The 26009-nt window shown below is 62.3% G+C and carries 22 protein-coding genes; 13 read left to right on the top strand and 9 right to left on the bottom strand.

Features of this window, described 5'->3' with window-relative positions:
- The first annotated feature begins 82 nt into the window (after nucleotides 1–82).
- On the top strand, nucleotides 83–1222 hold the full coding sequence (locus PSAKL28_RS25755) for an MFS transporter (protein WP_038615881.1): 1140 nt from the start codon (nucleotides 83–85) through the stop codon (nucleotides 1220–1222).
- Here PSAKL28_RS25755 and PSAKL28_RS25750 read toward each other — a convergent pair.
- Complete coding sequence (locus tag PSAKL28_RS25750) at nucleotides 1219–2736, bottom strand: phospholipase D family protein (protein WP_051939660.1); 1518 nt, start codon at nucleotides 2734–2736, stop codon at nucleotides 1219–1221. The two genes, PSAKL28_RS25755 and PSAKL28_RS25750, sit on opposite strands and share 4 nt — an antisense overlap.
- 98 nt (nucleotides 2737–2834) lie before the next feature.
- Nucleotides 2835–4265, bottom strand: coding sequence for an aminotransferase-like domain-containing protein (locus PSAKL28_RS25745; protein WP_051939572.1), 1431 nt, complete (start codon nucleotides 4263–4265; stop codon nucleotides 2835–2837).
- 178 nt (nucleotides 4266–4443) lie between these two features.
- Between PSAKL28_RS25745 and PSAKL28_RS25740 the strand changes: the two genes are divergently transcribed.
- On the top strand, nucleotides 4444–4674 hold the full coding sequence (locus tag PSAKL28_RS25740; protein WP_038615880.1) for a DUF1127 domain-containing protein: 231 nt from the start codon (nucleotides 4444–4446) through the stop codon (nucleotides 4672–4674).
- Between the two features lie 120 nt (nucleotides 4675–4794).
- On the opposite strand, the gene PSAKL28_RS25735 is transcribed toward PSAKL28_RS25740, so the two are convergent.
- Complete coding sequence (locus PSAKL28_RS25735; protein ID WP_038615878.1) at nucleotides 4795–6099, bottom strand: NAD(P)/FAD-dependent oxidoreductase; 1305 nt, start codon at nucleotides 6097–6099, stop codon at nucleotides 4795–4797.
- Nucleotides 6100–6214: 115 nt separating this feature from the next.
- Between PSAKL28_RS25735 and PSAKL28_RS25730 the strand changes: the two genes are divergently transcribed.
- Nucleotides 6215–6568: a YkgJ family cysteine cluster protein gene (locus PSAKL28_RS25730; RefSeq protein WP_038615877.1), complete on the top strand. Its 354-nt coding sequence runs from the start codon at nucleotides 6215–6217 to the stop codon at nucleotides 6566–6568.
- A 3-nt stretch (nucleotides 6569–6571) separates the two neighbouring features.
- Here the strand turns inward: PSAKL28_RS25730 and dadR are convergent, their stop codons facing one another.
- Entirely contained in the window at nucleotides 6572–7060 is a 489-nt protein-coding gene (dadR, locus tag PSAKL28_RS25725) for a transcriptional regulator DadR (protein WP_027980766.1), read from the bottom strand.
- Nucleotides 7061–7216: 156 nt separating this feature from the next.
- Between dadR and dadA the strand changes: the two genes are divergently transcribed.
- From dadA to PSAKL28_RS25695, 6 genes are all read left to right on the top strand, one after another.
- Nucleotides 7217–8518 carry a D-amino acid dehydrogenase gene (gene dadA, locus PSAKL28_RS25720; protein ID WP_038615875.1) on the top strand — a complete coding sequence of 434 codons (1302 nt, stop codon included), beginning with the start codon at nucleotides 7217–7219 and terminating at the stop codon, nucleotides 8516–8518.
- The gene (locus tag PSAKL28_RS25715) at nucleotides 8490–8843 is read left to right on the top strand and encodes a RidA family protein (RefSeq protein WP_038615873.1); all 354 of its coding nucleotides are present in this window, start codon (nucleotides 8490–8492) and stop codon (nucleotides 8841–8843) included. Before dadA ends, PSAKL28_RS25715 begins: the two co-directional genes overlap by 29 nt.
- 95 nt (nucleotides 8844–8938) lie before the next feature.
- Nucleotides 8939–10012 carry an alanine racemase gene (alr, locus tag PSAKL28_RS25710; RefSeq protein WP_038615869.1) on the top strand — a complete coding sequence of 358 codons (1074 nt, stop codon included), beginning with the start codon at nucleotides 8939–8941 and terminating at the stop codon, nucleotides 10010–10012.
- Nucleotides 10013–10120: 108 nt separating this feature from the next.
- Nucleotides 10121–10669, top strand: a complete 549-nt coding sequence (locus PSAKL28_RS25705; RefSeq protein ID WP_028942437.1) for a cupin domain-containing protein — start codon at nucleotides 10121–10123, stop codon at nucleotides 10667–10669.
- A gap of 139 nt (nucleotides 10670–10808) precedes the next feature.
- Nucleotides 10809–11231 carry a c-type cytochrome gene (locus PSAKL28_RS25700; RefSeq protein ID WP_174446951.1) on the top strand — a complete coding sequence of 141 codons (423 nt, stop codon included), beginning with the start codon at nucleotides 10809–10811 and terminating at the stop codon, nucleotides 11229–11231.
- Nucleotides 11232–11431: 200 nt separating this feature from the next.
- Complete coding sequence (locus PSAKL28_RS25695; protein ID WP_038617019.1) at nucleotides 11432–13297, top strand: acetyl-CoA hydrolase/transferase C-terminal domain-containing protein; 1866 nt, start codon at nucleotides 11432–11434, stop codon at nucleotides 13295–13297.
- Nucleotides 13298–13393: 96 nt separating this feature from the next.
- Here PSAKL28_RS25695 and PSAKL28_RS25690 read toward each other — a convergent pair whose 3' ends face one another.
- Both PSAKL28_RS25690 and rep read right to left on the bottom strand, forming a co-directional pair.
- On the bottom strand, nucleotides 13394–13966 hold the full coding sequence (locus tag PSAKL28_RS25690; protein ID WP_038615864.1) for a xanthine phosphoribosyltransferase: 573 nt from the start codon (nucleotides 13964–13966) through the stop codon (nucleotides 13394–13396).
- Between the two features lie 63 nt (nucleotides 13967–14029).
- Nucleotides 14030–16039, bottom strand: coding sequence for a DNA helicase Rep (gene rep / locus PSAKL28_RS25685; protein WP_038615862.1), 2010 nt, complete (start codon nucleotides 16037–16039; stop codon nucleotides 14030–14032).
- Nucleotides 16040–16303: 264 nt separating this feature from the next.
- Between rep and PSAKL28_RS25680 the strand changes: the two genes are divergently transcribed.
- The gene (locus PSAKL28_RS25680) at nucleotides 16304–17968 is read left to right on the top strand and encodes a putative bifunctional diguanylate cyclase/phosphodiesterase (protein ID WP_038615859.1); all 1665 of its coding nucleotides are present in this window, start codon (nucleotides 16304–16306) and stop codon (nucleotides 17966–17968) included.
- Nucleotides 17969–18045: 77 nt separating this feature from the next.
- Here PSAKL28_RS25680 and PSAKL28_RS25675 read toward each other — a convergent pair whose 3' ends face one another.
- The gene (locus PSAKL28_RS25675; protein WP_038615857.1) at nucleotides 18046–19437 is read right to left on the bottom strand and encodes a NorM family multidrug efflux MATE transporter; all 1392 of its coding nucleotides are present in this window, start codon (nucleotides 19435–19437) and stop codon (nucleotides 18046–18048) included.
- A gap of 155 nt (nucleotides 19438–19592) precedes the next feature.
- Here PSAKL28_RS25675 and PSAKL28_RS25670 point away from each other — a divergent pair, with 155 nt between their 5' ends.
- Nucleotides 19593–20513: a LysR substrate-binding domain-containing protein gene (locus PSAKL28_RS25670; RefSeq protein ID WP_038615854.1), complete on the top strand. Its 921-nt coding sequence runs from the start codon at nucleotides 19593–19595 to the stop codon at nucleotides 20511–20513.
- A 76-nt stretch (nucleotides 20514–20589) separates the two neighbouring features.
- Here PSAKL28_RS25670 and hglS read toward each other — a convergent pair whose 3' ends face one another.
- Both hglS and PSAKL28_RS25660 read right to left on the bottom strand, forming a co-directional pair.
- Entirely contained in the window at nucleotides 20590–21987 is a 1398-nt protein-coding gene (gene hglS, locus PSAKL28_RS25665; protein ID WP_038615852.1) for a 2-oxoadipate dioxygenase/decarboxylase HglS, read from the bottom strand.
- An 81-nt stretch (nucleotides 21988–22068) separates the two neighbouring features.
- Nucleotides 22069–22980 (bottom strand): LysR family transcriptional regulator, encoded by a 912-nt coding sequence (locus tag PSAKL28_RS25660; RefSeq protein WP_038615849.1) that lies wholly within the window; start codon nucleotides 22978–22980, stop codon nucleotides 22069–22071.
- A gap of 136 nt (nucleotides 22981–23116) precedes the next feature.
- Between PSAKL28_RS25660 and amaB the strand changes: the two genes are divergently transcribed.
- The gene (gene amaB / locus PSAKL28_RS25655) at nucleotides 23117–24607 is read left to right on the top strand and encodes an L-piperidine-6-carboxylate dehydrogenase (protein WP_038615847.1); all 1491 of its coding nucleotides are present in this window, start codon (nucleotides 23117–23119) and stop codon (nucleotides 24605–24607) included.
- A 114-nt stretch (nucleotides 24608–24721) separates the two neighbouring features.
- Nucleotides 24722–26008, top strand: a complete 1287-nt coding sequence (gene amaA, locus PSAKL28_RS25650; RefSeq protein ID WP_038615844.1) for an L-pipecolate oxidase — start codon at nucleotides 24722–24724, stop codon at nucleotides 26006–26008.
- The last annotated feature ends 1 nt before the right edge of the window (nucleotide 26009 follow it).

Below are 26009 nucleotides of genomic sequence, written 5' to 3'. Positions count from 1 at the left end.
GATCCCGTTCACAGCCGGACCTTGCTCCAAGCAGGTCCGGCTGTGTTGTTTCTGCAGAACCACGACAGCCTGGGAGGCTGCAATGCGTTGGGGAACCTATTTCGCCGTGCTGACGGCGGTGCTCAGTGTCGGCCTGGCGCTGGGCGTGAGCATGCCGCTGGTGTCCTTGCGTCTGGAAAGCTGGGGCTACGGCAGCTTTGCCATTGGCGTGATGGCGGCGATGCCGGCGATCGGCGTTTTGCTCGGTGCCAGCCTGTCCAGCCGGCTCGCTGCCCGCTTTGGCACGCCGGGGTTGATGCGTCTGTGCCTGTGGGCTGGGGCATTGTCGATCGGCCTGCTGGCGCTGTTGCCCAGCTACCCGTTGTGGCTGGTGCTGCGCCTGCTGATCGGCATGATCCTGACCATCGTGTTCATCCTCGGCGAAAGCTGGATCAACCAGTTGGTGGTCGAGCAGTGGCGTGGGCGCTTGGTGGCCTTGTACGGCAGTAGTTATGCCTTGAGCCAGCTGGCCGGGCCGTTGCTGCTGGGGGTAATGGGTTCGGAGGATGACCTCGGTTTCTGGATCGGTGCCGGCTTGCTGCTGTTGGCACCGTTGGTGCTGTTGGGGCGTGACGGCGCGCCGAGTGCAGAAGCGTGCAGCGTGACCTTGCTGGACCTGATCGGTTTCTGCCGGCGTTTGCCGGTCATTGCCTGGGCAATTGCCCTGTTCGCTGCGTTCGAGGCGATGATCCTGACCCTGTTGCCGGTGTATTGCCTGCAGCAAGGGTTCAGCACCGAGGTTGCCCTGTTCATGGTCAGCACGGTAGTGGTCGGTGATGCGCTGCTGCAGCTGCCGATTGGCGCGCTGGCCGATCGCATGTCGCGGCGCACGCTGTTCAGCGGTTGCGCGTTGATGCTGCTGTTGTCGAGCCTTGCGATCCCGCTGATGTTGCAAACCTGGGCGATCTGGCCGTTGTGGGTGTTGTTCGGCGCCAGTGCCGGTGGTTTGTTTACTTTGTCGCTGGTGCTTATTGGCGAGCGTTACCGCGATGATGCGCTGGTGCGCGCCAACGCTCATGTGGCGCAGCTTTGGGGCATCGGTTGCCTGATCGGGCCACTGGTTGCCGGTGCCGGCAGCCAGTGGGTCAGTGGTCATGCCTTGCCGCTGCTGATGGCTGCCGGTGCTGCCGGCCTGGTGCTGCTCGCGCGGCGCCCAAATGCCTTCGAGCCGGCGCCGGTCTAGAGCATCCGCTCCAGGCCTACAGCCTTGCTGATCCAGGCGTTGAAGCGGCGCCACAGGCCTCCGGGCTCAGTGGTCAGGGTGTGCAGCTGGTGATTGTCTTCGGTCACCCAGACCAGTTCGCCGTTGACCAGCTGCGGCTGGTAACTCAGCGCTGCGGCCATGCCCTGGACCGCCAGGTCGCGGGTGTACTCGGCGAGTTCGGGGCTGTCGACCAGCACGCCGACCTCGGTGTTCCACAGCACCGAGCGGGGGTCGAAGTTGAACGAGCCGATGAAGGTCTTGCGCCGGTCGAAGATGATCGCCTTGCTGTGCAGGCTTGAGTCGGAGCTGCCGTAGATGTGCAGGGCGCGCTTGGAGCCGGGGTCGCCCGGTTGCCGACGCAGTTCATACAGATGCACGCCATGTTCCAGCAATGCCCTGCGATAAGGCGCGTAACCACCATGTACCGCCGGCACATCGGTGGCCTCCAGGGAGTTGGTCAGCAGCTTGACCGAGACGCCGGCATCGGCGCGGCTGGTCAGGTACAGCAGGCCGGGCTCGCCAGGCACGAAGTAGGCCGAGATCAGGATCAGTTCGTGCTGGACGCCGTTCATGTCAGGTGCCAGCTGGTGGGTCATCAGTAGTTGCTGGTCCGGCTCATCGCGGGCCAGGACCTTGCTCGGTGCATCCCACAGCGCCTGGTTGTGGGCCCAGATCAATTCATTGCGCCAGACGCCCAAGCGCGGGTTGGTTTTGTACGACATCAGGCGGTCATACAGCGCCTTGCGCTCGACTTCGGCTTCGGCCAGCGACGCTTCCAGGCGCTGGCGGCTGGCGCGCAGGTCATTGGCGTCAGGCTGGGTCATGAGGAAGTCGCCGATCGGCCGGCTCAGGGCGCTGTTCCAGTATTGATCGAAGCTGTGCCCGAGTTGCTCGGCAACCGGCCCCACCCCTAACAGGTCGATATCGGTGAAATTCAGGTTGGGCTCGGCGTCGAAGTACTCATCGCCAATATTTCGGCCGCCGACGATGGCCATGCTGTTGTCCACCAGCCACAGCTTGTTGTGCATGCGCCGGTGTTGCAGGTTGAGGTTGAACAGACGGCCCACCGCCCGGGTCACGCCAGTGCTGCGCCCCAGGTGCAGCGGGTTGAACACGCGGATGTGGATGTTCGGGTGCGCGGCGAGGGTGGCCATCTTGTCGTCGATGCCGTCGCTGGTGGTGTCATCGAGCAGGATGCGAACCCGCACGCCGCGGTCGGCAGCCTGCAGCAGCTCGTGGACCAGGGCGCGGGTACTGAGACCGTCGTGGACGATGTAGTACTGCAGGTCGATACTCGACTGGGCGTTGCGGATCAGCTCGGCCCGCGCTCGAAATGCTTCATTGCTGTTGGGCAGCAGGCGAAAACCCGAGCGTCCTTCGTAGGCGGAGGCCTGACGCTGCACGGAGCGCCCGAATGCCGAGTCACTGGCCGGCAGCGCCTGAGTGACTTGCCGAGGCTGGCTGACACTGGCGCATCCGCTCAGGCCGAGCATCAGCGACAGCAGCAAGGGCAGCGCACGCGAGCTTATCAAGGCAATGAATCCTTCACGACAGGGGCTTATGGATATCGACCGCGAACGGCGGCGGAAAGTTACCCGTCGCTTGCGGCTTCGGCCAGTAGACGAATGGCGGTCTCGCCAACCTTGCGCACTGCCGCTTCGATTTCGGTGGTAGGGCGGGCGGCGAAATTCATTCGCAGGCAGTTACGGTACTTGCCCGAGGCGGAAAAAATACTGCCCACGGCAATCTGTACGCCTTGCCCCAGTAAAGCCCGGTTCAGGCGCAGGGTGTCGAAACTTTCCGGCAATTCTATCCACAGCATGAAACCACCCTGCGGCCGGCTGGCACGGGTGCCGGGGGGAAAGTAGCGAGTGACCCAGTCGCTCATCTGGTCGCGGCTGCGCTGATACTGACTGCGCATGCGCCGCAGATGCGGCTGGTAGTGCCCGGCTTCGATGAAATCGGCGATGGCCAGCTGCGGTTGCGTCGCGGTGCAGCCGGTGCTGATGTACTTCATGTGCAGCACTCGCTCCAGGTAGCGCCCGGGGGCGACCCAGCCGATGCGCAGGCCCGGTGCCAGGGTCTTGGAAAACGAACTGCAGAGCAGCACCCGGCCGTCTTCGTCGAACGATTTGATCGTGCGCGGGCGTGGGTAGGTGTAGGCCAGGTCGCCGTATACGTCGTCTTCAAGGATTGCCACGTCAAAGCGCTGGGCGAGGGTCAGCAAGGCCTTCTTGCGTGCCTCGGGCATGATGTAACCCAGCGGATTGTTGCAGCTCGGGGTGATCTGGATGAGCTTGATCGGCCATTGTTCCAGGGCCAGCTCCAGGGCTTCGAGGCTGATGCCGGTGAGCGGGTCGGTGGGGATTTCCAGGGCTTTCATGCCCAGGCCCTTGAGGGTCTGCATGGCGCCGTGAAAGCTCGGTGAGTCCACTGCGACGATATCGCCGGGCTGGCACACCGCGCGGATGCTGGTCGACAGCGCTTCGTGGCAACCGGTGGTGACCACCAGGTCGGCCGGGCCGAGGCTGCAGCCGGAGTCGAGCATCAGCCGGGCGATCTGTTCGCGCAGGGCCAGGGTGCCGGAAATGGTGTCGTAGTACAGGCCGGGCATGTCCTGGCGGCGGCTGAGCTGGGCCAGGCTGCGCAGCAGGGGTTTGAGCGTCGGGCTGTCGACATCGGGCATGCCGCGGCCCAGTTGCACCACATCCTTGCTCGGTACGCTGCGGATCAGCTCGATGACCTGTTCCCACTGGGATATTTCCACCGGCCGTTGTGCCGGCCGGCTTACCGCGGGCAGGGCTGGCAGGCTACGGTCTGTGGGTACGAAGTAGCCGGACTTGGGGCGTGGCGCGGCCAGGCCATTGTCTTCCAGCAGGCGATAGGCCTGCTGCACCGTGCTCAGGCTGACGCCATGTTCCACGCTCAGGGCGCGTACCGACGGCAAGCGGTCGCCAGGGCGGTACAGGCCTTGTTCGATGCGGGCGCTGAGCAGCTCGGCAAGGTTGACATAGAGGGTCACGGCATACTCCCGTAGAAGGCTACAGCTAATCACCAATACAGATGGCAAAAAAATACAGCATTCAGTAGGAAAACTGCCAATTCTGTATGGAAATAATAACCAGGTTTTGAATCTGTAATGCTTTTGCTCAGGCGCGCAAGCTTTTCCTACGGTTATCCAAACCCGGAGGAGTCAAGCAATGAGCGGTATGAGCGATGTGCGCCTGAAATTACACGCGGAGGAACTGAGCCGGGAACAGCGACTGCAGCTGTTTGATGTACCGGCCGGGCTCGGGCGGTGGGGGCTGATGGCACACCGTTGGCACAGCCGCCGCGCCTTGCTGGAACTGACGCCCGAGCAACTGCGTGATGTTGGCCTGACGCCGGAACAGGCGCGCGAGGAAGGGCTCAAGCCGTTCTGGCGTGGCTGAAAGGGAGCGGCCTTAACCTGGTGGGAGCGGGCTTGCCCCGCGATTGCGAGCTATCAGGCACATCGCATCGCGGGGCAAGCCCGCTCCCACCGGAGGCGTCATCCTCCGAGGGTTTCTATCTCAGACCAGCTCTTTCAACCGGTGCCAGAGCATGCCCAGGGCCAGCAACGGCGAGCGCAGATGTTTGCCACCCGGGAAGGTGATGTGCGGCACCTTGGCGAACAGGTCGAAGCGCCCGCTGTGCTGGCCGCTGATGGCTTCACCGAGCAATTTGCCCGCCAGGTGAGTGGCGTTGAGGCCGTGGCCGGAGTAGGCCTGGGCAAAGTACACGTTCGGCTGACCTGGCAGGCGGCCGATCTGCGGCAGGCGATTGGCGCCGATGCCGATCATGCCGCCCCACTGGTAGTCGATGCGTACGTCGGCCAGTTGCGGGAATACTTTGAGCATCTTCGGCCGCATGTACGCGGCGATATCCTGGGGATCGCGTCCGGAATAATGGCAGGCACCGCCGAACAGCAGGCGCCGGTCGGCGGAAAGGCGGTAGTAGTCCAGGGCCACGCGCTGATCGCAGACCGCCATGTTCTGTGGCAGCAGGTCGTGCGCCTGCGCTTCGCTCAAGGGTTCGGTGGCGATGATGTAGCTACCGGCGGGCAGTACCTTGCCGCCCAGTTCGGCATTCAGGTCATTGAGGTAGGCGTTGCAGCCCAGCACCAGCGTGCTGGCTTGCACCGAACCTTGTGCGGTATGCACCCGTACCTGCGAGCCATAGTCGATGCGGGTAACCGCCGATTGCTCGAACAGGCGAACCCCCAGCTTGTTGGCTACCGCCGCTTCGCCCAAGGCCAGGTTCAGCGGGTGCAAATGTCCCGAGCCCATGTCGATCAGGCCGCCAACATAGCGGTCCGAGCCAACCACCGTGTGCATCTGATCAGGTGGCACCAGACGCAGCTCATGGCGGTAGCCCAGGCTGCGCAATTCCTCGGCGTCTTCGGCGAAGCCCTGCAGGTCTTTCGGTTTGTTGGCCAGGTCGCAATAGCCCCAGGTCAGATCGCAGCTGATGGCGTGGCGTTCGATGCGCTGGCGGACGATATCCACCGCTTCCAGGCCCATCAGTTTCAGCTCACGCACGCCATCGCTGCCCAGCACTGGACTGAACTGATCAAGGCCGTGGCCAACGCCACGAATCAGTTGCCCGCCATTACGCCCGCTGGCGCCCCAGCCGATCTTACGGGCTTCAAGGAGGATCACGTTGAGGCCGCGTTCGGCCAGCTCGATCGCGGTGTTCAACCCGGAAAAACCGCCACCGACCACACAGACGTCGCAGCTCAATTCGCCCTGCAGCGGCGGGTACTCCGGTTGTGGCAGGCTGCTGGCGGCGTAGTAGGAAGCGACGTGAGAAGCGGGTGATTGAACAGGGGCGCTCATGGATGAGTCCTGGTTTTAAGTGTTTGGAAAAATTGACGCAGGATAAGCTGCACTTTCGGCACCGGGCAACCATGGGGCAAAATAGCGCCTTTCCCGTTCTTCGCCGCAGGCCGCCATGAGTTGCAACAGCCACAAGATCCGTTTCCTGCGCGATCAGATCCCGTCGTTCGAGTGCGTCCCCGGTTGCCATGACTGCTGTGGGCCGGTTACTACGTCCTCGGAAGAAATGGCCCGGCTGCCACGCAAAAGCGCCGCCGAACAGGAGGCCGCCCTGGCCGAGCTCAACTGTGTGCACCTGGGGCCCAATGGCTGCACGGTGTACGAAGAGCGGCCGCTGATCTGCCGGCTGTTCGGTACCACCCCGCGCCTGCCATGCCCCAACGGTCGCGGCCCGGCCGAAATGATCGATCCCCAGGCCGAAAAGCTGGTGCACCAGTACATTGCCAGCACCCGCCAGGTGCTGGTCTGAACCTCAGTCCGGAATCGGCAGGCTGAGGCTCTCTTTGACCTCTTCCATGACAATGTAACTCTTCGATTCGCGCACGTGCGGCAACTTCAGCAGGATGTCGCCGAGCAGCTTGCGGTACGAGGCCATCTCCGAGATCCGCGCCTTGACCAGGTAATCGAAGTCGCCCGAAACCAGGTGGCATTCCAGTACGTGAGGCAGTTTCAGCACCGCGCGGCGGAACTCTTCGAAGGTGTCGCCCGACTTGTAGTCCAGGCTGATTTCGACGAATACCAGCAGGCTACCCTTGAGGTGCTGCGGGTTGAGCCGGGCGTTGTAGCCCATGATGATGCCTTCGCGCTCTAGACGCCGGACCCGTTCGGTGCAGGGTGTCGTCGACAAGCCGACTTTTTCGCCCAGTTCAGTAAACGAGATCCGTCCATCTGCCTGCAGGATCCGCAGGATGTTGCGGTCGATCTTATCCAGTTCACGTTTGCTTTGGTGCTGGGTTCTCATAGTGGATGCCCCTCCGTGAAAGCGTACATTGCCGAGAATTCTCGCCAAATATAGGCTTTTATATAGTGAAATGCACTGGTCATACCTTCCTATACTGCGCGCATCTATGCCATTAACAACAAATGTCAGCGGTACGCTGCGTCGAGGGTAATCAACATGCGAGTTCTGGTACTTGGTAGCGGTGTGATCGGAACCGCCAGTGCCTACTATCTGGCACGGCAGGGTTTTGAAGTCGTCGTGGTCGACCGCCAACCGGCCGTCGCCATGGAAACCAGCTTTGCCAACGCCGGCCAGGTCTCGCCAGGCTACGCCTCGCCCTGGGCTGCGCCGGGCGTGCCGCTCAAGGCCATCAAATGGCTGCTCGAGCGCCATGCGCCTCTGGCGATCAAGGCCACTGCTGACATCGACCAATACCTGTGGATGGCGCAGATGCTGCGCAACTGCACTGCCAACCGCTATGCCGTGAACAAAGAGCGCATGGTCCGCCTGTCCGAGTACAGCCGCGACTGCCTCGACGAGCTGCGCGCCGAAACCGGCATTGCCTACGAAGGCCGCACCCTGGGTACCACCCAGCTGTTCCGCACCCAGGCGCAACTGGACAACGCCGCCAAGGACATCGCCGTCCTCGAGCAGTCCGGTGTGCCGTATGAGGTCCTCGACCGCGCAGGCATCGCCCGCGTCGAGCCGGCCCTGGCCAACGTTACCGACATTCTCGCCGGCGCCCTGCGCCTGCCTAACGACCAGACCGGCGACTGCCAGCTGTTCACCACCCGCCTGGCGGAAATGGCCATCAAGCTCGGTGTCGAATTCCGCTTCGGTCAGGACATTCAGCGCCTGGACTACGCCGGTGACCGTATCAACGGCGTGTGGATCGACGGCAAGCTGGAAACCGCCGACCGCTACGTGCTGGCGCTGGGCAGCTACTCGCCGCAATTGCTCAAGCCGCTGGGCATCAAGGCCCCGGTCTATCCGCTCAAGGGCTACTCGCTGACCGTGCCGATCACCGACCCGGCCATGGCCCCGACCTCGACCATTCTCGACGAGACCTACAAGGTCGCGATCACCCGTTTCGACAACCGCATCCGCGTTGGCGGCATGGCTGAAATCGCCGGTTTTGACCTGTCGCTGAACCCGCGTCGACGCGAAACCCTGGAGATGATCGTCAACGATCTTTATCCTCGTGGCGGCGACCTCAGCCAGGCCAGTTTCTGGACCGGCCTGCGTCCGACCACTCCGGACGGCACGCCGATCGTCGGTGCCACGCCGTTCCGCAACCTGTTCCTCAACACCGGTCACGGTACACTGGGCTGGACCATGGCCTGCGGTTCCGGCCGCTTGCTGGCCGATTTGATCGCGCGCAAAAAGCCGCAGATCAGTGCCGAAGGTCTCGATATCTCTCGTTACGGAAAACATCAGGAGCCTGCAAAACATGGCAATCCAGCGCCAGCTCACCAATGAACGCATGAGTCAGATCGTTACCCACAACGGCACCGTCTACCTGGCGGGCCAGGTGGGCGACGACATGAATGCCGGGATTGAGCAGCAGACCCGTGAAACCCTGGCCAATATCGAGCGTCTGCTGGATCTGGCGGGCACCGACAAGAGCCGTTTGCTCTCGGTGACCATCTATCTGAAGGACATCGATGCGCATTTCCAGGGCATGAACAGTGTCTGGGACAGCTGGCTGCCGAAAGGCGTCGCACCTGCCCGCGCCACCGTTGAAGCCAAGCTGTGCGAGCCGGAAATCCTCGTAGAGCTGTCGGTGGTCGCCGCACTGCCGTAACCGCAATCCCTCACCCGGTGCCGCTGGCGGCCGATCAGCTGCGATTGAGCACCGGGCTTTTTACTTCTAACCAGACTGCCCAGAAGGCTGCCGTCATGCGTCCTGCCCGTGCCCTTATCGATCTACAAGCCCTGCGTCACAACTATCAACTTGCCCGCGAACTGACCGGTGCCAAAGCCCTGGCCGTGATCAAGGCCGATGCCTATGGTCATGGCGCCGTGCGTTGCGCCCTGGCGCTTGAGCAGCAAGCCGATGGTTTTGCCGTGGCTTGCATCGAAGAGGCACTGGAGTTGCGCGCGGCCGGAATCAAGGCGCCGGTGTTGCTGCTCGAAGGCTTTTTCGAAGCCAGCGAACTGCCGCTGATCGTCCAGCATGATCTGTGGTGCGTGGTGCATTCGTTGTGGCAGCTCGAGGCCATCGAGCAGGCGCAGCTGAGTAAACCGATCACCGTGTGGCTCAAGCTCGACTCGGGCATGCACCGGGTTGGCCTGCACGCCAAGGATTATCAGGCGGCCTACCAGCGTCTGCTGGCCAGCGGCAAGGTCGCGCGCATCGTGCTGATGAGCCACTTCGCCCGTGCCGACGAACTCGACAGTGCAGCCAGCAACGAGCAACTCGCGGTATTCCAGAGCGCCCGCCAGGGCCTGAGCGCCGAGGTCAGTCTGCGCAACTCGCCGGCGGTGCTCGGTTGGCCGAACATGCCCAGCGACTGGGTGCGTCCAGGTCTGATGTTGTACGGCGCCACGCCGTTCGAAGTGCCACAGGCAGAGGCCGCCCGGCTGCAGCCGGTGATGACCGTGCAATCGCGGGTAATCAGCGTGCGTGAGCTGCCGGCCGGCGAGCCGGTGGGCTATGGCGCCAAGTTCATCAGTCCGCGGCCGACCCGGGTCGGTGTAGTGGCCATGGGTTATGCCGATGGCTATCCACGTCAGGCACCCAACGGCACCCCGGTGCTGGTGGCCGGCAAGCGCACCCAGCTGATCGGCCGGGTGTCGATGGACATGCTCTGCATCGACCTCACCGACGTGCCGGAAGCCGGCCTGGGCAGCCCGGTCGAACTGTGGGGCAAAAACGTGCTGGCCAGCGAAGTGGCCATGCATGCCGGCAACATCCCCTACCAGATTTTCTGCAACCTCAAACGCGTGCCGCTGGACTATATCGGCGATTGAGACGCGAAAGCGGACAGGCTGCGGGTCGAAGTGTTGTAAATACTGAACGCTGTTGCGATGATAACGTTCAATTTCGACCCCACTCGTTCGTTTAGGAGGGCTCCAGCATTGGACGTCGGTGAACGACTGCAAGCCATTCGCAAGCTCAAGGGCCTGTCCCAGCGTGAACTCGCCAAACGTGCGGGCGTCACCAACAGCACGATCTCGATGATCGAGAAGAACAGCGTCAGCCCTTCAATCAGCTCGTTGCGTAAAGTGCTGGGCGGTATTCCTATGTCCATGGTCGAGTTCTTCTCTGAAGAACTGCAGCCGGAAAACCCCACGCAGATCGTCTACAAGGCCCACGAGCTGATCGATATTTCCGACGGCGCGGTGACCATGAAGCTGGTCGGCAAGGCGCACCCGAGCCGGGCGATTGCGTTTCTCAACGAGGTCTATCCGCCGGGCGCCGATACTGGCGAAGAAATGCTCACCCATGACGGTGAAGAGACCGGCATTCTTCTCGAAGGTCGCCTGGAACTGGTGGTCGGCCTGGAAACTTTTATCCTCGAAGCGGGCGACAGCTACTATTTTGAAAGTACCAAGCCGCACCGTTTCCGTAATCCGTACGATGAGCCGGCCCGGCTGATCAGTGCGGCGACCCCGGCCAACTTCTAAGGCGTACAGCGCGGCGGATTGTCGCGGCTAAGACCCTTTGGACATTAGGGTTGTTTCGGTATGGCAGGGTTCCCGTTATACTTGCGCCGCCTGCGAATCCGTGGCCGCGGGCGTGACTAGCCACCATGAGGGTGTACGTGTGAATCTAATCAAGAAAATGCTGGCCGTACCAGCTGCCGTATTGGCCCTTTGGGCAGTCAGCGCAACAGCTGCGACCAACGACGACATCGCCAAGCGACTGGAACCGGTCGGCCAGGTGTGTGTACAAGGGCAGGAATGCAAGGGAATGGAAGTGGCTGCCTCCGCAGGTGGTGGCGGTGCCAAGACCCCGGACGAAATCATCGCCAAGCACTGCAATGCTTGCCACGGCAGTGGACTGCTCGGCGCGCCGAAGATCGGCGACACTGCAGCCTGGAAAGAGCGTTCCGACCACCAGGGTGGTCTGGACGGTATCCTGGCCAAGGCCATCACTGGTATCAACGCCATGCCGCCTAAAGGCACCTGCGCCGACTGCTCGGATGACGACCTGAAGGCCGCCATCAAGAAGATGTCCGGCCTGTAAGCCTGCGCTTCGCCAACAAAGCCCGCCACGTGCGGGCTTTGTCGTTTTTGGCCCTCTGTGGGAGCGGGCTTGCCCCGCGATTGCGAGCTGTCAGTCACATCGCATCGCGGGGCAAGCCCGCTCCCACACGGTTGGTGTGGACTGTGGAGCATTCTCGGGCCATGCTCGGTCGAACCTGCAAGGATGACCGGGAGGCGCAGATGGCGCAAAGCTGCTCGATCGAAAAGGCCGTAGACGAAGTGCTGGCGCGCTTGCCAGCGCATATCCACATGGGCTTGCCATTGGGCCTGGGCAAACCCAACGCCTTCGTCAATGCACTGTACGTGCGCATCCGCCAGTTGCCGGAGCGGCGCCTGACAATCTATACCGCCCTGAGCCTGGGTAGGCCCGATCTGGGCGACGGCCTGCAGCGGCGCTTTCTCGAACCCTTTATCGAGCGCGTGTTCGCCGACTATGAAGAGCTCGAATACCTGAATGACCTGCGCAAGGACCGATTGCCGGCGAACATTCGCGTCGAGCAGTTCTTCATGCAGCCCGGCAGTCTGCTGCACAGTGCTACGGCCCAGCAGGATTACGTCAGCAGCAACTACAGCCACGCCGCGCGGGACATCAACGCCAAAGGCCTGAACCTGGTGGCCCAGCTGGTGGCTGAAGATCCGCAACACTCGGATCACCTGAGCTTGAGTTGCAATCCGGACATCACCCTCGACCTGTTGCCGATGATCGAGCGTCGCCGGGCCGCCGGGGAGACCATCCTCCTGCTCGGCCAGGTGCATGCCGAATTGCCCTATATGCCGGGCGCCTCCGAGTTGCCTCGGCAGGCTTTCGATGTGCTGATTGATGTGGTCGAGCAGCGACGCCTGTTCTCGACGCCGAACATGCCGGTCACCACCCAGGATCACTTCATTGGTTTACACGCCAGCACCCTCGTGCGCGATGGCGGTACTTTGCAGATCGGCATTGGCGCCATGGGCGATGCGCTGACCGCTGCGCTCCTGGCCCGACAGACTGAAAGCGAAGCCTACCAGGCACTACTCGCGGATATGGATCTTCAGCCATGGCAGCAGATGATCGACCGTGAAGGCGGCACCCAGCCCTTTGTCCACGGTCTGTATGGTTGCAGCGAAATGTTCGTCAACGGCCTGTTGGCACTGCTTGAGGCCGGGATAATCCGGCGCCCGGTCGATGGCGGGGTGTTGGTGCATGGTGGCTTCTTCCTCGGCCCCCAGGCGTTTTACCAGCGCTTGCGCGACATGCCATTGGAAGCCCGCCAATGCATTGATATGCGTGCAATCAGCTACATCAACGAACTGTACGGTCAGGAGTCGCTCAAGCGCTCGCAACGCCGCGATGCACGCTTTATCAACACGGTGTTCACCATGACCCTGATGGGCGCCGGGGTTGCTGATCAGCTGGAAGATGGGCGGGTGCTCAGCGGTGTCGGCGGGCAATACAACTTTGTTGCCCAAGGGCATGCCCTGGAGGGCGCGCGCTCGATTCTGCTGCTGCGCAGCTGGCGCGAAGCGGGCGGTGAGGTCAGCTCCAACCTGGTCTGGAGTTATGGCCATTGCACCATTCCCCGGCACCTGCGTGATGTGGTTGTCACCGAGTACGGCATTGCCGATTTGCGTGGGCAAACCGACGCCGAAACCATTCAACGATTACTGGCGATCTGTGATTCGCGTTTTCAGCCCGGGCTGATCGAGCAAGCGCAGAAAGCTGGAAAACTGCCGTCCGGATTCCAGCTGGAGGCGCGTTTTACCAACAACACGCCGCAACGGCTGCAGCAGTTGCGCAACGCCCATGCACGGCTGTTTCCCGAGTATCCGCTGGGCAGCGATTTCACCGATGAAGAGCGCGATTTGTTGCGGGCGTTGAACTGGCTCAAGAGCAAGTTCAAGTTGAGCGAGGTGCTGGAGCTGGGCAGGGCGGCGCTGGACGCACCGGCGCCCGAGGCTTATCCACAACAGCTGGCGCGGATGAGGCTGGCGCAGCCGCAGGGGCTCAAGGAGGAGTTGTATCAGCGGCTGTTGCTGGCGGGGTTGCAGGCTACAGCGTCGTTTTGAGGTGACGCTATCGCGGGGTAAGTCGGGTCGCCGCACCGCCGCTCCCACAGGGGCAGCACAATACCTGTGGGAGCGGGCTTGCCCCGCGATCAAATGTTACTCGATGAAAGTAACCACGCCATCCTTCAGCGACTTGACCCGAGCCAGCGATTCAACGCGGTAGCCCTGGCTGTCCAGCTCGGCACGGCCACCCTGGAACGACTTCTCGATGACGATACCCAGGCCGGCAACGGTGGCGCCCGCTTGCTTGATGATCGAGATCAGCGCCTGGGAGGCTTTGCCGTTGGCCAGGAAGTCGTCGATCACCAGCACGCGGTCGCTGCTGTTCAGGTGGCGCGGGGAGATCGCCACGGTGTTTTCGGTCTGCTTGGTGAAGGAGTACACCGAGGCGGTCAGCAGGTTCTCGGTCAGGGTCAGCGACTGGTGCTTGCGCGCGAAAATCACCGGGACACCCAGCTTCAGGCCGGTCATCACTGCCGGGGCGATACCCGAGGCTTCGATGGTGACGATCTTGGTGACGCCGGAGTCGGCGTACAGCCGGGCGAACTCGTCGCCAATCAGTTGCATCAGCGCAGGGTCGATCTGATGGTTGAGAAACGCATCGACTTTGAGAACCTGATCGGAAAGCACGATGCCTTCTTCGCGAATCTTCTGGTGCAGTGCTTCCACTGTGGTATTTCCTCGATGTAGCAAGAGTGGCTACGGCAGTGCGCCGCAGCAAAGGTTGATTATCTAACGTTTCAGCATGGCGCGGATATCGGCCAGTGCATTATTGCCGCGCGCCGCCTTCACTTCGGTGGGCGCATCGTCCAGGCCTTCCCAGGCCAGGTCATCGTCGGGCAGCTCGTCAAGGAAGCGGCTCGGCGCGCAATCGATGATCTCGCCGTACTGCTTGCGCTTGGCCGCAAAGGTGAAGGCCAGGGTCTGGCGTGCGCGGGTAATGCCCACGTAGGCCAGACGCCGTTCTTCTTCGATGGTGTCGGCTTCGATGCTGGAACGGTGCGGAAGAATCTCTTCCTCCATGCCCATGATGAACACGTAGGGGAATTCCAGGCCCTTGGAGGCATGCAGGGTCATCATCTGCACGCCCTCGGCACCGTCTTCTTCCTCCTGCTGACGTTCGAGCATGTCACGCAGGACCAGCTTGCCGATGGCTTCCTCGATGGTCATCTCACCGTCTTCGTCCTTCTCCAGGGTGTTTTTCAACGCCTCGATCAGGAACCAGACGTTACCCATGCGAAAGTCCGCGGCCTTGTCGCTGGAACTGTTGGTGCGAATCCAGTTTTCGTAGTCGATGTCGGTGACCATGCCACGCAGGGCGGCAATCGGATCTTCCAGGGCAACCTGCTCGCGGACCTTGTCCATCCAGCGCTTGAAGCGCTGCAGACGGTCGGTGAAGCGGCTGTCCAGATGCTCGCCCAGGCCCAGCTCCTCGCTGGCGGCGTACATCGAGATCTTGCGTTCGGTGGCGTAGTTGCCGAGCTTTTCCAGGGTGGTCGAGCCGATTTCCCGGCGCGGTACGTTGATCACCCGCAGGTAAGCGTTATCGTCGTCCGGGTTCACCAGCAAGCGGAAGTAGGCCATCAGGTCTTTTACTTCCTGGCGTCCGAAGAAGCTGTTGCCGCCGGACAGACGGTACGGCACCTGATGGTGCTGCAGCTTCAGTTCGATCAGCTTGGCCTGGTAGTTGCCGCGGTAGAGGATGGCGAAATCGCTGTAAGGGCGGTCGGTGCGCAGGTGCAGGCTGAGGATTTCCATGGCCACCCGTTCGGCCTCGGACTCCTCGTTCTTGCAGCGGATCACACGGATCTCGTCACCGTGGCCCATCTCGCTCCACAGCTGCTTCTCGAACGCATGCGGGTTGTTCGAGATCAGCACGTTGGCGCAGCGCAGGATGCGGCTGGTGGAGCGGTAGTTCTGCTCGAGCATCACCACCTTCAGCGACGGGTAATCCTCTTTGAGCAACATCAGGTTTTCCGGGCGCGCGCCACGCCAGGCGTAGATCGACTGGTCGTCGTCACCGACCACGGTGAACTGGTTGCGCGTGCCGATCAGCATTTTCACCAGCAAATACTGGCTGGCGTTGGTGTCCTGGTATTCGTCCACCAGCAGGTAGCGCACCTTGTTCTGCCATTTTTCCAGGATGTCGGCGTGTTCCTCGAACAGCTTCACCGGCAGCAGGATCAGGTCGTCGAAGTCCACCGCGTTGAACGCCTTGAGCGTGCGCTGGTAGTGGGCGTAAACGATGGCAGCGGTCTGCTCCTTGGGATTGCGCGCCTTTTCCAGGGCCTCGGGCGGCAGGATCAGGTCGTTTTTCCAGGCGCCGATCATGTTCTTGATCTCGTCGACACCGTCGTCGCCCGAGTATTCCTTTTGCATGATGTCGGTCATCAGCGCTTTGACGTCGGTCTCGTCGAAGATCGAGAAACCCGGCTTGTAGCCCAGTCGCTGATGTTCCTTGCGGATGATGTTCAGGCCCAGGTTGTGAAAGGTCGACACGGTCAGGCCGCGCCCCTCGCCTTTGCGCAACAGGGTGCCGACCCGCTCTTTCATCTCCCGTGCGGCCTTGTTGGTGAAGGTCATGGCCACGATGTACTGCGCACGGATGCCGCAATTCTGGATCAGGTGCGCGATTTTGCGGGTGATCACGCTGGTCTTGCCGGAACCGGCACCGGCGAGCACCAAAAGAGGGCCGCCGACGTAGTTCACGGCTTCTTGTTGCCGGGGATTGAGTCGGGACATGACGAAAACCGGGGTCGCTAGAAAAATAGCCGCGCATTTTAGCAGGGGTGGAGAGATTCTGCCGCGACCGTCTGACAGTGTGACGTACCACGCGATCTAAATTTGCCGCTTTTGTTACTTTCCCGCAGGATGCGTGGCGAAACCTGCGGGATGTCGGCAATGGAATGGCTCGATGTTAAGTGAAAATCATTTTCACTAATGGTTTAGGATGAGCCTCTCGCTGCCCATTGTCATTTGACTGTGTCCACGTCCTAAGGAGCCAGCTTGTCTACGCCTGTCGAACCCTTGCGTTTGCTCTTGCTGGCTGACGAGCCCGAATGGGCCGCCGCCTTGCGTGATTGCCTGACGCCGTTGGCGGGCAGTGCGGTGCTGTTGACCGCACCGAACTGGGACGCAGTCGACAGCCTGTTTGCCAATGACCGCAATGCCCTGGTGCTGGCCACCCCGCAACTGCAGCCAGCGCCTGGCCGCTGCATCTTGCCGATGGTGTTGCTGCTTGAGCATGAACCGCAGGTGCCACCGCCGGGTGTCAGCGACTGGCTGGTACTTGACCAGCTCGGCCCCGATACCTTGCGCCGCAGCCTGCGCCATGTGCGCGAGCGCGGAGTGCTGGAGGCCACCCTGATGCGCCTGGCCGAACAGGATCCGCTGACCGGTATCGCCAACCGCCAGGGCTTTCAGACCCTGCTGGCCGCACGCCTGGCCGACAATGACGGGCGTGGGGTGGCCCTCGGTCACCTGGACCTGGATAACTTTCGCCGGGCCAACGATGCGCTTGGCCATCAGGCCGGTGACCGGTTGATCCTGCAGGTGGTCGGGCGCCTGAAAAGCCAGCTTGAGGCCGGCGACCAGGTGGCCCGTCTGGGTAGCGATGAATTCGCTCTGCTGATCGACACGCGCCGCGAGCCACAACGCGCTGAATGGATGGCTGAACGTATTACCGAGGCCCTGGCCGAACCCTACTGGGTCGATGGCGAGAGCCTGTTGATCGGCTGCAGCCTGGGTGTCGCCCATGCCCGTGCCCAAGGCGGTGCGGACCCGCTGATGTGGCACGCGCACATTGCCATGCAACAGGCCAAGGGTACTCAGGGCTGCACCTTCCATGTCTTCAACGAACGCATCAACCGCAACGCGCGCAGCCTCGCCGATCTGGAAAGCGAGTTACGCCGCGCCTTGCGTCGCGACGAACTGGAGTTGCACTACCAGCCACGCCTGGACATGGCCGACGGACGTATTGTCGGCCTGGAGGCACTGGTGCGCTGGCGTCACGCCGAGCGCGGTTTGCTGCCGCCCAGCGAGTTTGTCCCGCTGGCCGAGCAGAGCGGGTTGATCGTGCCGTTGGGCTACTGGGTGATTTCCCGCGCCTTGCGCGACATGCAGGCACTGCGTGAACAGGGCCTGGAGCCGCTGCACATGGCGGTGAACCTGTCGTTCCGCCAGTTTCAGGACAGTCAACTGCTGGCCACCTTGAGCCGCTTGATCATCGAGCATGGCGTCGATGCCCGCTGGCTGGAGTTCGAGCTCACCGAAACCGCGGTGATGCGCCGCAACGATCTGGTCGAGAAGACCATGGACGCCCTGGGTCGCCTGGGGGTGCGGTTTTCTCTCGATGACTTCGGTACCGGTTTTTCCTCCTTCGTCCACCTCAACAGCCTGCCGATCACCTTGCTCAAGGTCGATCGCAGCTTTGTCGGTGGCATGGAAAAGCGTGAAGAGAACCGCAAGCTGGTCCACGCCATGATCAACCTGGCGCACAACCTCAACCTGGAGGTGGTGGCTGAAGGGGTGGAAACGCCGGAGCAGATGGACCTGCTGCGCAGCTTCAACTGTGATCAGGTACAGGGTTTCCTGATCAGTCGGCCGCTGCCGGTTGATGAGTTGATAGTGTTTTTGCAGAGCGGGTCGGCGCAGCGGTCGGTGGCTTTGTAGAAAGTCATCGCGGGGCAAGCCCGCTCCCACAGAGATAAGCTGCCCTGTGGGAGCGGGCTTGCCCCGCGAAAAGTCCTTCAAATCACCGAAATAGTGGCCTTGTTCACACCACCTGAGTTACCCAGCAAGCGCTTCATCCGCCACTCGAACGCCAGCGTCAGGGTCACCGCCGCACACGCCAGGCCCAGTGCCAGACCCCACCAGACGCCAACTGCGCCCATGCCCAAGGTGAAGGCCAGCAGCCAGGCCGCCGGGGCGCCGATCACCCAGTAGCAGAACAGCCCGACCAGGAAAGTGGTCTTGGCATCCTTGAGCCCGCGAATCGAGCCCATGGCGATGGTCTGCACGCCGTCAAACAGCTCGAACCACGCCGCGACCATCAACAGGCTCACCGCCAACTGGATGATGTCGGCAAAGGCCGGGTCATCGTGGTCGAGGAACAGCCCTACCAGCGGGTCCGGCAGCAGCCAGAACAGGATGGCGAACATCAGCATCATCGCCGCGCCAAAACCGATCCCGACGCGGCCGGCGTGCCGTGCGCCAAGCAGGTTGCCGGCACCGTAATACAGCCCCACACGCATGGTCACGGCATACGACAGGCCCGCCGGAATCATGAACGCCGTGGAGACGATCTGCAGGGCGATCTGGTGCGCCGCAAGCTCGGTGCTACCGAGCACACCCATGCACAGCGCGGCGAAGGCGAACAGGCCGACTTCGACGGTGTAGGTGCCGCCGATCGGCAGACCCAGGCGCCACAGTTCGCGCAAGGCTGGCCAGGACGGACGGCTCAGGCCCTTGGCAATCGGGTAGGGCGCATAAGCCGGGTGCCAGCGGATATACAGGGCCATGGCCACGGCCATGCAGTTGGCCACGATGGCGGTGACCAGACCGATACCCACCAGTCCCAGTTTCGGCAGGCCGAACATGCCCTCGATCAGCGCATAGTTGAGCAGGAAGTTGGCCACGGTGCCGACCAGGCTGATGACCATCACCGGTGTTGAGCGGCCGATGGCGCTGGTAAAGCCGCGCAGGGCCATGAAGCTCAGGTAGCCGGGCAAGGCGAAGGGCAGCAACAGCAGGAACTGGGCGGCCGCTTCGACGTTGTCAGGGCTTTGGCCGAGCAGCAACAGCACCGGCTCCAGGTTCCACAGCGCCAGCGTCGCCACCAGGGCCATGGCCCAGGCCAGCCACAACCCGGCCTGGGTCAGGCGGGTGGCACCGACGGTGTCACCGGCACCCTTGCGAATCGCCACCAGGGTACCGACGGCCGCGATAACACCCAGACAGAAAATCGACACGAACGAATAGCTCGCCGCGCCCAGACCACCGCCAGCCAGGGCCTGCGGGCTGATGCGGGCCATCATCAGGGTGTCGGTCAGCACCATCAGCATGTGCGCCAGTTGCGAGGCGATCAGAGGACCGGCCAGGCGCAACAGGGCCTTGAGTTCATGAGTGGGTGCGGCCTGCATTGAATCGTCCTTTTCTAGCATTGCTGTGGGAAAGCGGGAAATTCTCATCCTTTATACGGTTATTCGCAAAAGGATAAAAACGATCAGTGGCATGATTAAAACTCATGCAAGTATGATCCTGTGGATTACCCAGGGCTCATGCGGAGGATTCGTCCATGCCCCGTCGTTTACCGCCGTTGTATGCCTTGCGGGCCTTTGAGGCGGCTGCCCGGCACAGCTCCTTCACCCGCGCCGGGGATGAGTTATCGATCACCCAAAGCGCAGTCAGCCGTCATATCCGCACGCTGGAAGAGCATTTCGCCTGCCGTTTGTTCGTGCGCAATGGCCGCAGCCTGCAACTGAGCGAAGCGGCGCGGCTGTTGCTGCCAGGCGTACGTGAAGGCTTCGCGGCACTGGAGCGTGCCTGTAATACGCTGCGCAGCGAGGACGACATCCTGCGCATGAAAGCGCCCTCGACGCTGACCATGCGCTGGTTGCTGGCGCGCCTCAGTCGCTTTCGTCATCTACAGCCGGGCAATGAGGTGCAACTGACCAGCGCCTGGATGGATGTCGATCATGTCGATTTCAACCATGAGCCCTTTGATTGTGCGGTATTGCTTGGCGATGGGCACTTTCCGCCGGACTGGGAAGTGGTGCGGCTGTTTTCCGAGCTGCTGATTCCGGTGGGGGCCCCCGAGCTGCTGACTGAAGGGCCTTGGGACGCCAGGCGCCTGGCCGCTATCGAGCTGCTGCACCCGACACCTGACAAGCGTGACTGGCGCAGTTGGCTGGCGCGCATGGGGTTGACGGACAAGGTCTCGCTCAAGGGCGGTCAGGTGTTCGATACCCTGGAGCTTGGGATGATCGCTGCCGCGCGGGGTTACGGGGTGTCCATGGGCGATTTGCTGATGGTGGCCGAGGATGTGGCCCAGGGGCGTTTGAGCCTGCCCTGGCCGACAGCGGTGGCCAGTGGCCTGGACTATTACCTGGTGTGGCCGAAAACCCGCCCGGGGGGTGAACGGTTGCGTCGCTTGAGTGATTTTCTGCAGGGCGAGGCCGATGCGATGGACCTGCCGAAGGTGGAGGTCCTCAGGTAGCTATCGCGGGGCAAGCCCGCTCCCACCGGGATCATTGCAACCTCGGTGGGAGCGGGCTTGCCCCGCGAAGAGGCCCTTACAGCCCCGGCAAATCCAGCGCCTTGGCACAGGCCTGCAACGACCGCTGCTGACTCTGCGCATACAGCGCGAGCTCATCCTGCACCGGCTTGCCCAGCGCCTGTTCAAAGGCATCGCGGTTGGCATTGCTGCCGTACTCGCTCTGCGCCTCATCCCCCAGGTTGGACTGGAAGATCCCCGCAGCACTGACCGGCAAAAAGTCCTCATACACCAACGCTTCGAAATGCACGTGGCCGGCATCGATAAGGCCGTCCAGTGACGTCGGACGCCCCGCGTCGCCCCGTGCAGCCAGGCCGCGCTCGGTGGGGAAATAACGGAAGTACGCCAGGCCCTGCTCACGCATCTGCGCGAGGTCATCCGGGAACGCCTGGAAGCTGTCTTTGAGCAACTGCATGTAGCGCTCGGCGTTGGCTTCTGCCGGTACGCCGCCCAATGCATCGCGGGCGGCGTCGAGCAGTTGGTCATACAGCTGGCGCCCTTTGGGCGTCAGCGCCGCACCACGCTGCTCGATCTCGCCAAAGCGTGCGGTGTGACTGCCGCCCGCAGCACCTTGCTGATCACTGAACGCGACCTTTTCCTGCAGGGCTTTGAAGCTGGTTTGACGCAGCAGGATCGGGCAGCGCCGTGGTGGCGGGCCTTCGATCACCGCCTTGGGTGGAATGCCTTTGGCCGGCATGCCCAGCTGGATCGCATCGATGTCCAGGGTGCGCGGCGTCAGATGGTTGATGTGCGGGCCTTTGAAGGCCACCACATCGGCGATCAGACGGTGTTGATCATGCAGCTGTTGATACTGCTCGGCAGTCACCGTGGCATCGTGGTGCCAACGGAAGGTGTGCAGGGCTTCGTCAACAAAAGTGCGGGCATCATCAGCATTCAGGCCGCCATCACGCTCGAACTGCTGGGTCAGCTCCAGAGCGCGCGGAGTGAAGATCTGCCGCTTGGCGAGGATCTGCCGGGCTAGCTCGCGCAAAGCCGGGTTGTCGATCAGCTCCAGGCGCAACAGCGAAGTGAAAACCCGGAACGGGCTGATATGCAGCGATTGTTCGTGAACGGCGCGAAAAGCGGTGGAATGCACCGGTACGCCGGCCGAGCTGAGGTCGTAATAACCCACCGGTTGCATGCCCATCACCGCAAACAGGCGGGCGATGGTCGCCAGCTCTTCGGCAGTACCGACACGGATGGCGCCATGACGCTCCTGGTCCAGGCGTTCGATTTCGCCGGTCCAGCGCAGGGCCTGGGCCACCTCTGGCTGCTCGGCCATGACCTGCTGGTTGATTTCGCTCACCAGCGACAGCAGGGTGCCGTACAGCGGCACTTCCTGTTTGTACATGAGCGACATGGCGGCGGAGAACTGCGCGCGAATGCTGTCCGGGCTGACGAAATCTTGAGCGGGCATCGAAAGCTTCCTGGTGAGGTGGGCACCCCTACATGAAAGCGAGGAATGCAGTACTCCCGCAAGCGAAAAAAAGTCGATCTGTCATTCCGTGGATTCTTGATCTTCTGACGCCAGCTCGGCAGCGATCCAGTCGACCAGCGCTCGTACCTTGGGCACTTCTGCTGCATGCTCGGCAAACGCCAGAAAATGCGCGCCATTGCTGCGCATGCTGTGTTGCCAGGGCACGATCAGTTTGCCTTCGGCCAGCTCCTGCGCCACCAGGTAACGTGGCACCAGGGCCACGCCACAACCGGACTGCGCGGCACTGAGGCTCATATAGAAGGTGTCGAAGCGCGGCCCGTGGTAGCTGTGGGCCGAATGCAGGCCTTGTTCGAGGAACCACTCATGCCAGGCTTCCGGGCGCGAAGTGCTTTGCAGCAGCACCAGCTCGGCCAGTTCGCTGGCGTCGTTCAAGGTTCGGCCCTGCAACAATTCCGCTGCGCAGACCGGCACCACCTCTTCACCGAACAGTTCTATACAGGTCGCACCGGGCCAGGTGCCCTGGCCGTAGAAGAACACCACGTCGGCCTTGCCCTGCAGCAAGGCGAAAGGCTCCATCTCATTGCGGATATCCAGGTGGATGTTGGGGTGGCGCTTACCGAAGCCTTTAAGGTGCGGAATCAACCAGCGCACACCAAAGCTCGGTTGAGTGGCTACCTTCAATACTTCGGTTTGCTCGCCATAAGAGAGGATGTAGCGGCTGGACATGTCGACCTGGGTGAGGATCTTGTTGACCTCAGCCAGGTAAAGCGCGCCGGCGGGTGTCAGCTGCAGGCGGCGGCGGATGCGCAGGAACAGGTGATGGCGGAGCATCTCCTCAAGCTGCGCGACCTGTTTGCTCACCGCGCTCTGGGTCAGGTGCAGTTCTTCGGCGGCGCGGGTGAAGCTCAGGTGCCGGGCAGCAGCCTCGAAACACTGCAGGGCGGCCATCGATGGCACCAGACGTTTGGACATAGCGGCCTCAGTAGCGGGTAGATCATTACCTGGCGGAATGATATGCAGAATAAAGGTCGTTTGTTGCGCCAGAGTGATCGGATTAATACTGATCCCGATCACTAATTCAACCACTCATCGCATGCAGGAGAAGAAAATGGTTGATGGACTGCTTGACCGCCTCGGTGTCCCGGCCAGTGCCTACACCCACGGCAACCATCCCGTTCACACCCCTATCGATGGCAGCGCGATTGCCTCGGTGCACCTGGAAAGCAAAGCCCAGGTCGTGGCCAAGATCGACAAGGCCGAGCAGGCCTTCCAGGCCTGGCGCAACGTGCCGGCGCCGCGTCGCGGTGAGTTGATTCGCCTGTTTGGCGAAGTCCTGCGGGAAAACAAGGCGGCGCTGGGCGAACTGGTTTCCGTCGAAGCCGGCAAGATCACCCAGGAAGGCCTGGGTGAAGTGCAGGAAATGATCGACATCTGCGACTTCGCCGTTGGCCTGTCGCGTCAGCTGTACGGTCTGACCATCGCCTCCGAGCGTCCTGGCCACCACATGCGTGAAACCTGGCACCCGCTGGGTGTGGTCGGGGTCATCAGCGCCTTCAACTTCCCGGTTGCGGTCTGGGCCTGGAACACCTCGCTGGCGCTGGTCTGCGGCAACGCTGTGGTCTGGAAACCTTCGGAGAAGACTCCGCTCACCGCGCTGGCCTGCCAGGCGCTGTTCGAGAAAGCCCTGAAAGCCTTTGGTGATGCACCAGAAGGCCTGAGCCAGCTGATCATCGGTGATCGTGAAGCTGGTGAAGCGCTGGTCGATGACCCGCGCGTGCCGCTGGTCAGTGCCACCGGTAGCACCCGCATGGGCCGTGAAGTCGGTCCGCGGGTTGCCGCACGCTTTGGTCGCAGCATCCTCGAACTGGGTGGCAACAATGCCATGATCCTGGCGCCGAGCGCCGATCTGGACCTGGCCGTGCGCGGCATCCTGTTCAGCGCCGTCGGTACTGCCGGCCAGCGTTGCACCACCCTGCGCCGCCTGATCGTCCATCGTTCGATCAAGGACGAAGTGGTGGCGCGGGTCAAAGCCGCTTACGCCAAGGTGCGTATCGGCGATCCACGCAAAGACAACCTGGTCGGTCCGCTGATCGACAAACAGGCCTTCAGCGCCATGCAGGACGCCCTGGCCCGTGCCCGCGACGAAGGCGGCCAGGTGTTCGGTGGCGAGCGCCAGTTGCAGGAGCAATATCCGAACGCTTACTACGTGTCGCCAGCCATTGCCGAGATGCCGGCGCAAAGCGCCGTAGTGCGTCACGAGACCTTCGCGCCGATCCTTTACGTGCTGGCCTATGACGACTTCGACGAGGCCCTGCGCCTGAACAACGAAGTGCCACAAGGCCTGTCCTCGTGCATCTTCACCACTGACCTGCGTGAAGCTGAGCGCTTCCAGAGTGCGGCGGGCAGCGACTGTGGTATCGCCAACGTCAACATCGGTACCAGCGGTGCAGAAATTGGCGGTGCCTTTGGTGGCGAGAAAGAAACCGGTGGCGGCCGTGAGTCGGGCTCCGATTCGTGGAAAGCCTACATGCGTCGGCAGACCAACACGGTGAACTATTCGCGTGAGCTGCCGTTGGCTCAGGGGATTGTGTTCGACTGAACACGGTAATCGCGGGGCAAGCCCGCTCCCACAGGGGGATCATCCGAACCTGTGGGAGCGGGCTTGCCCCGCGATCGCTTCACCACCGAACAAGAACAATCAAGGAAGCCGGCCATGCCAGAGCTGCGCCAACAATGTCTGTGGGAACACGTAACCAGGCTCGCGACGCCGGTCGATAAACTGGCCAGCGAACTCAAGGCCGACGTCTGCGTCATTGGCGGTGGTATCACCGGCCTTAGCGCCGCGCTGCACCTGCTGGAGGCGGGCAAGTCGGTTGTTCTGCTGGAGGCCTGGAAAATCGGCCACGGCGGCTCCGGGCGCAACGTCGGTCTGGTCAACGCCGGTACCTGGATTCGTCCCGACGATGTCGAAGCCACCCTTGGCCATGAGCAAGGCAGCCGCCTGAACAAGGTGCTGGGTGAAGCGCCTGCTGAAGTCTTCGCCACCATCAAACGCCTGGGCATCGATTGCCAGGCACACAACAGCGGCACCCTGCACATGGCGCATAACGCCAGCGGCGTTGCCGACCTCGAAGCGCGTCATCAGCAGTGGAGCCGTCGCGGTGCCGACGTCGAGCTGCTCACCGGTGCACGCTGCGAGGAGTACTGCGGTACCGACAAGATTTCCGCCGCGCTGCTCGATCGCCGCGCCGGCACCATCAACCCCATGGCTTACACCCAAGGCCTGGCTGCGGCTGTCACCCGTCTGGGCGGGCAGATATTTCAGCAGTCGGCAGTCGAGGGGCTGGAGCGCGAAGGTCGTGGCTGGCGGGTTAAGACCGGCCAGGGCTCGGTCAGTGCCGACAAGGTGGTGATCTCGACCGGCGCCTACACCGAAGGCGACTGGACGACCCTGCAGAAGCACTTCTTCCGTGGTTACTACTACCAGGTCGCCTCTGTGCCGCTGCAAGGCGAAGCCGCCGATAACGTGCTCAAGCACGGCCAGGGTTCCTGGGATACCCGCACGGTGCTGAGCAGCATTCGTCGCGACGATGAAGGCCGCCTGCTGCTCGGTAGCCTGGGACGGGTCGACAACAAGCCGAGCTGGTTCATCCGCAGCTGGGCCGACCGTATCCAGAATCACTACTTCCCGCAGTTGGGCAAGGTCGAGTGGCAAATGCACTGGACCGGCTGCATCGACTTCACCCCTGACCACCTGATGCGCCTGTTCGAACCGGCCCCGGGCCTGGTTGCGGTGACTGGCTACAATGGCCGAGGCAACACCACCGGCACGGTGATCGGTAAAGCCTTCGCCCGGTTCCTGCTGCAGGACAACCCGGATGCCTTGCCGATTCCGTTCTCGCCGATGAAACCGGTATCGGCCCCGGCGCTGCGCACCGGCTTCTACGAAACCGGGTTCTCGCTGTATCACGCCGGGCAGTGCTTGCGCGTGGTGCTGTAAC

It is taken from the genome of Pseudomonas alkylphenolica, assembly GCF_000746525.1.
GTDB lineage: Bacteria > Pseudomonadota > Gammaproteobacteria > Pseudomonadales > Pseudomonadaceae > Aquipseudomonas > Aquipseudomonas alkylphenolica.
The sequence above is the reverse complement of the archived record's forward strand: the minus strand, read 5'-3'. Positions and strand labels throughout refer to the sequence as shown.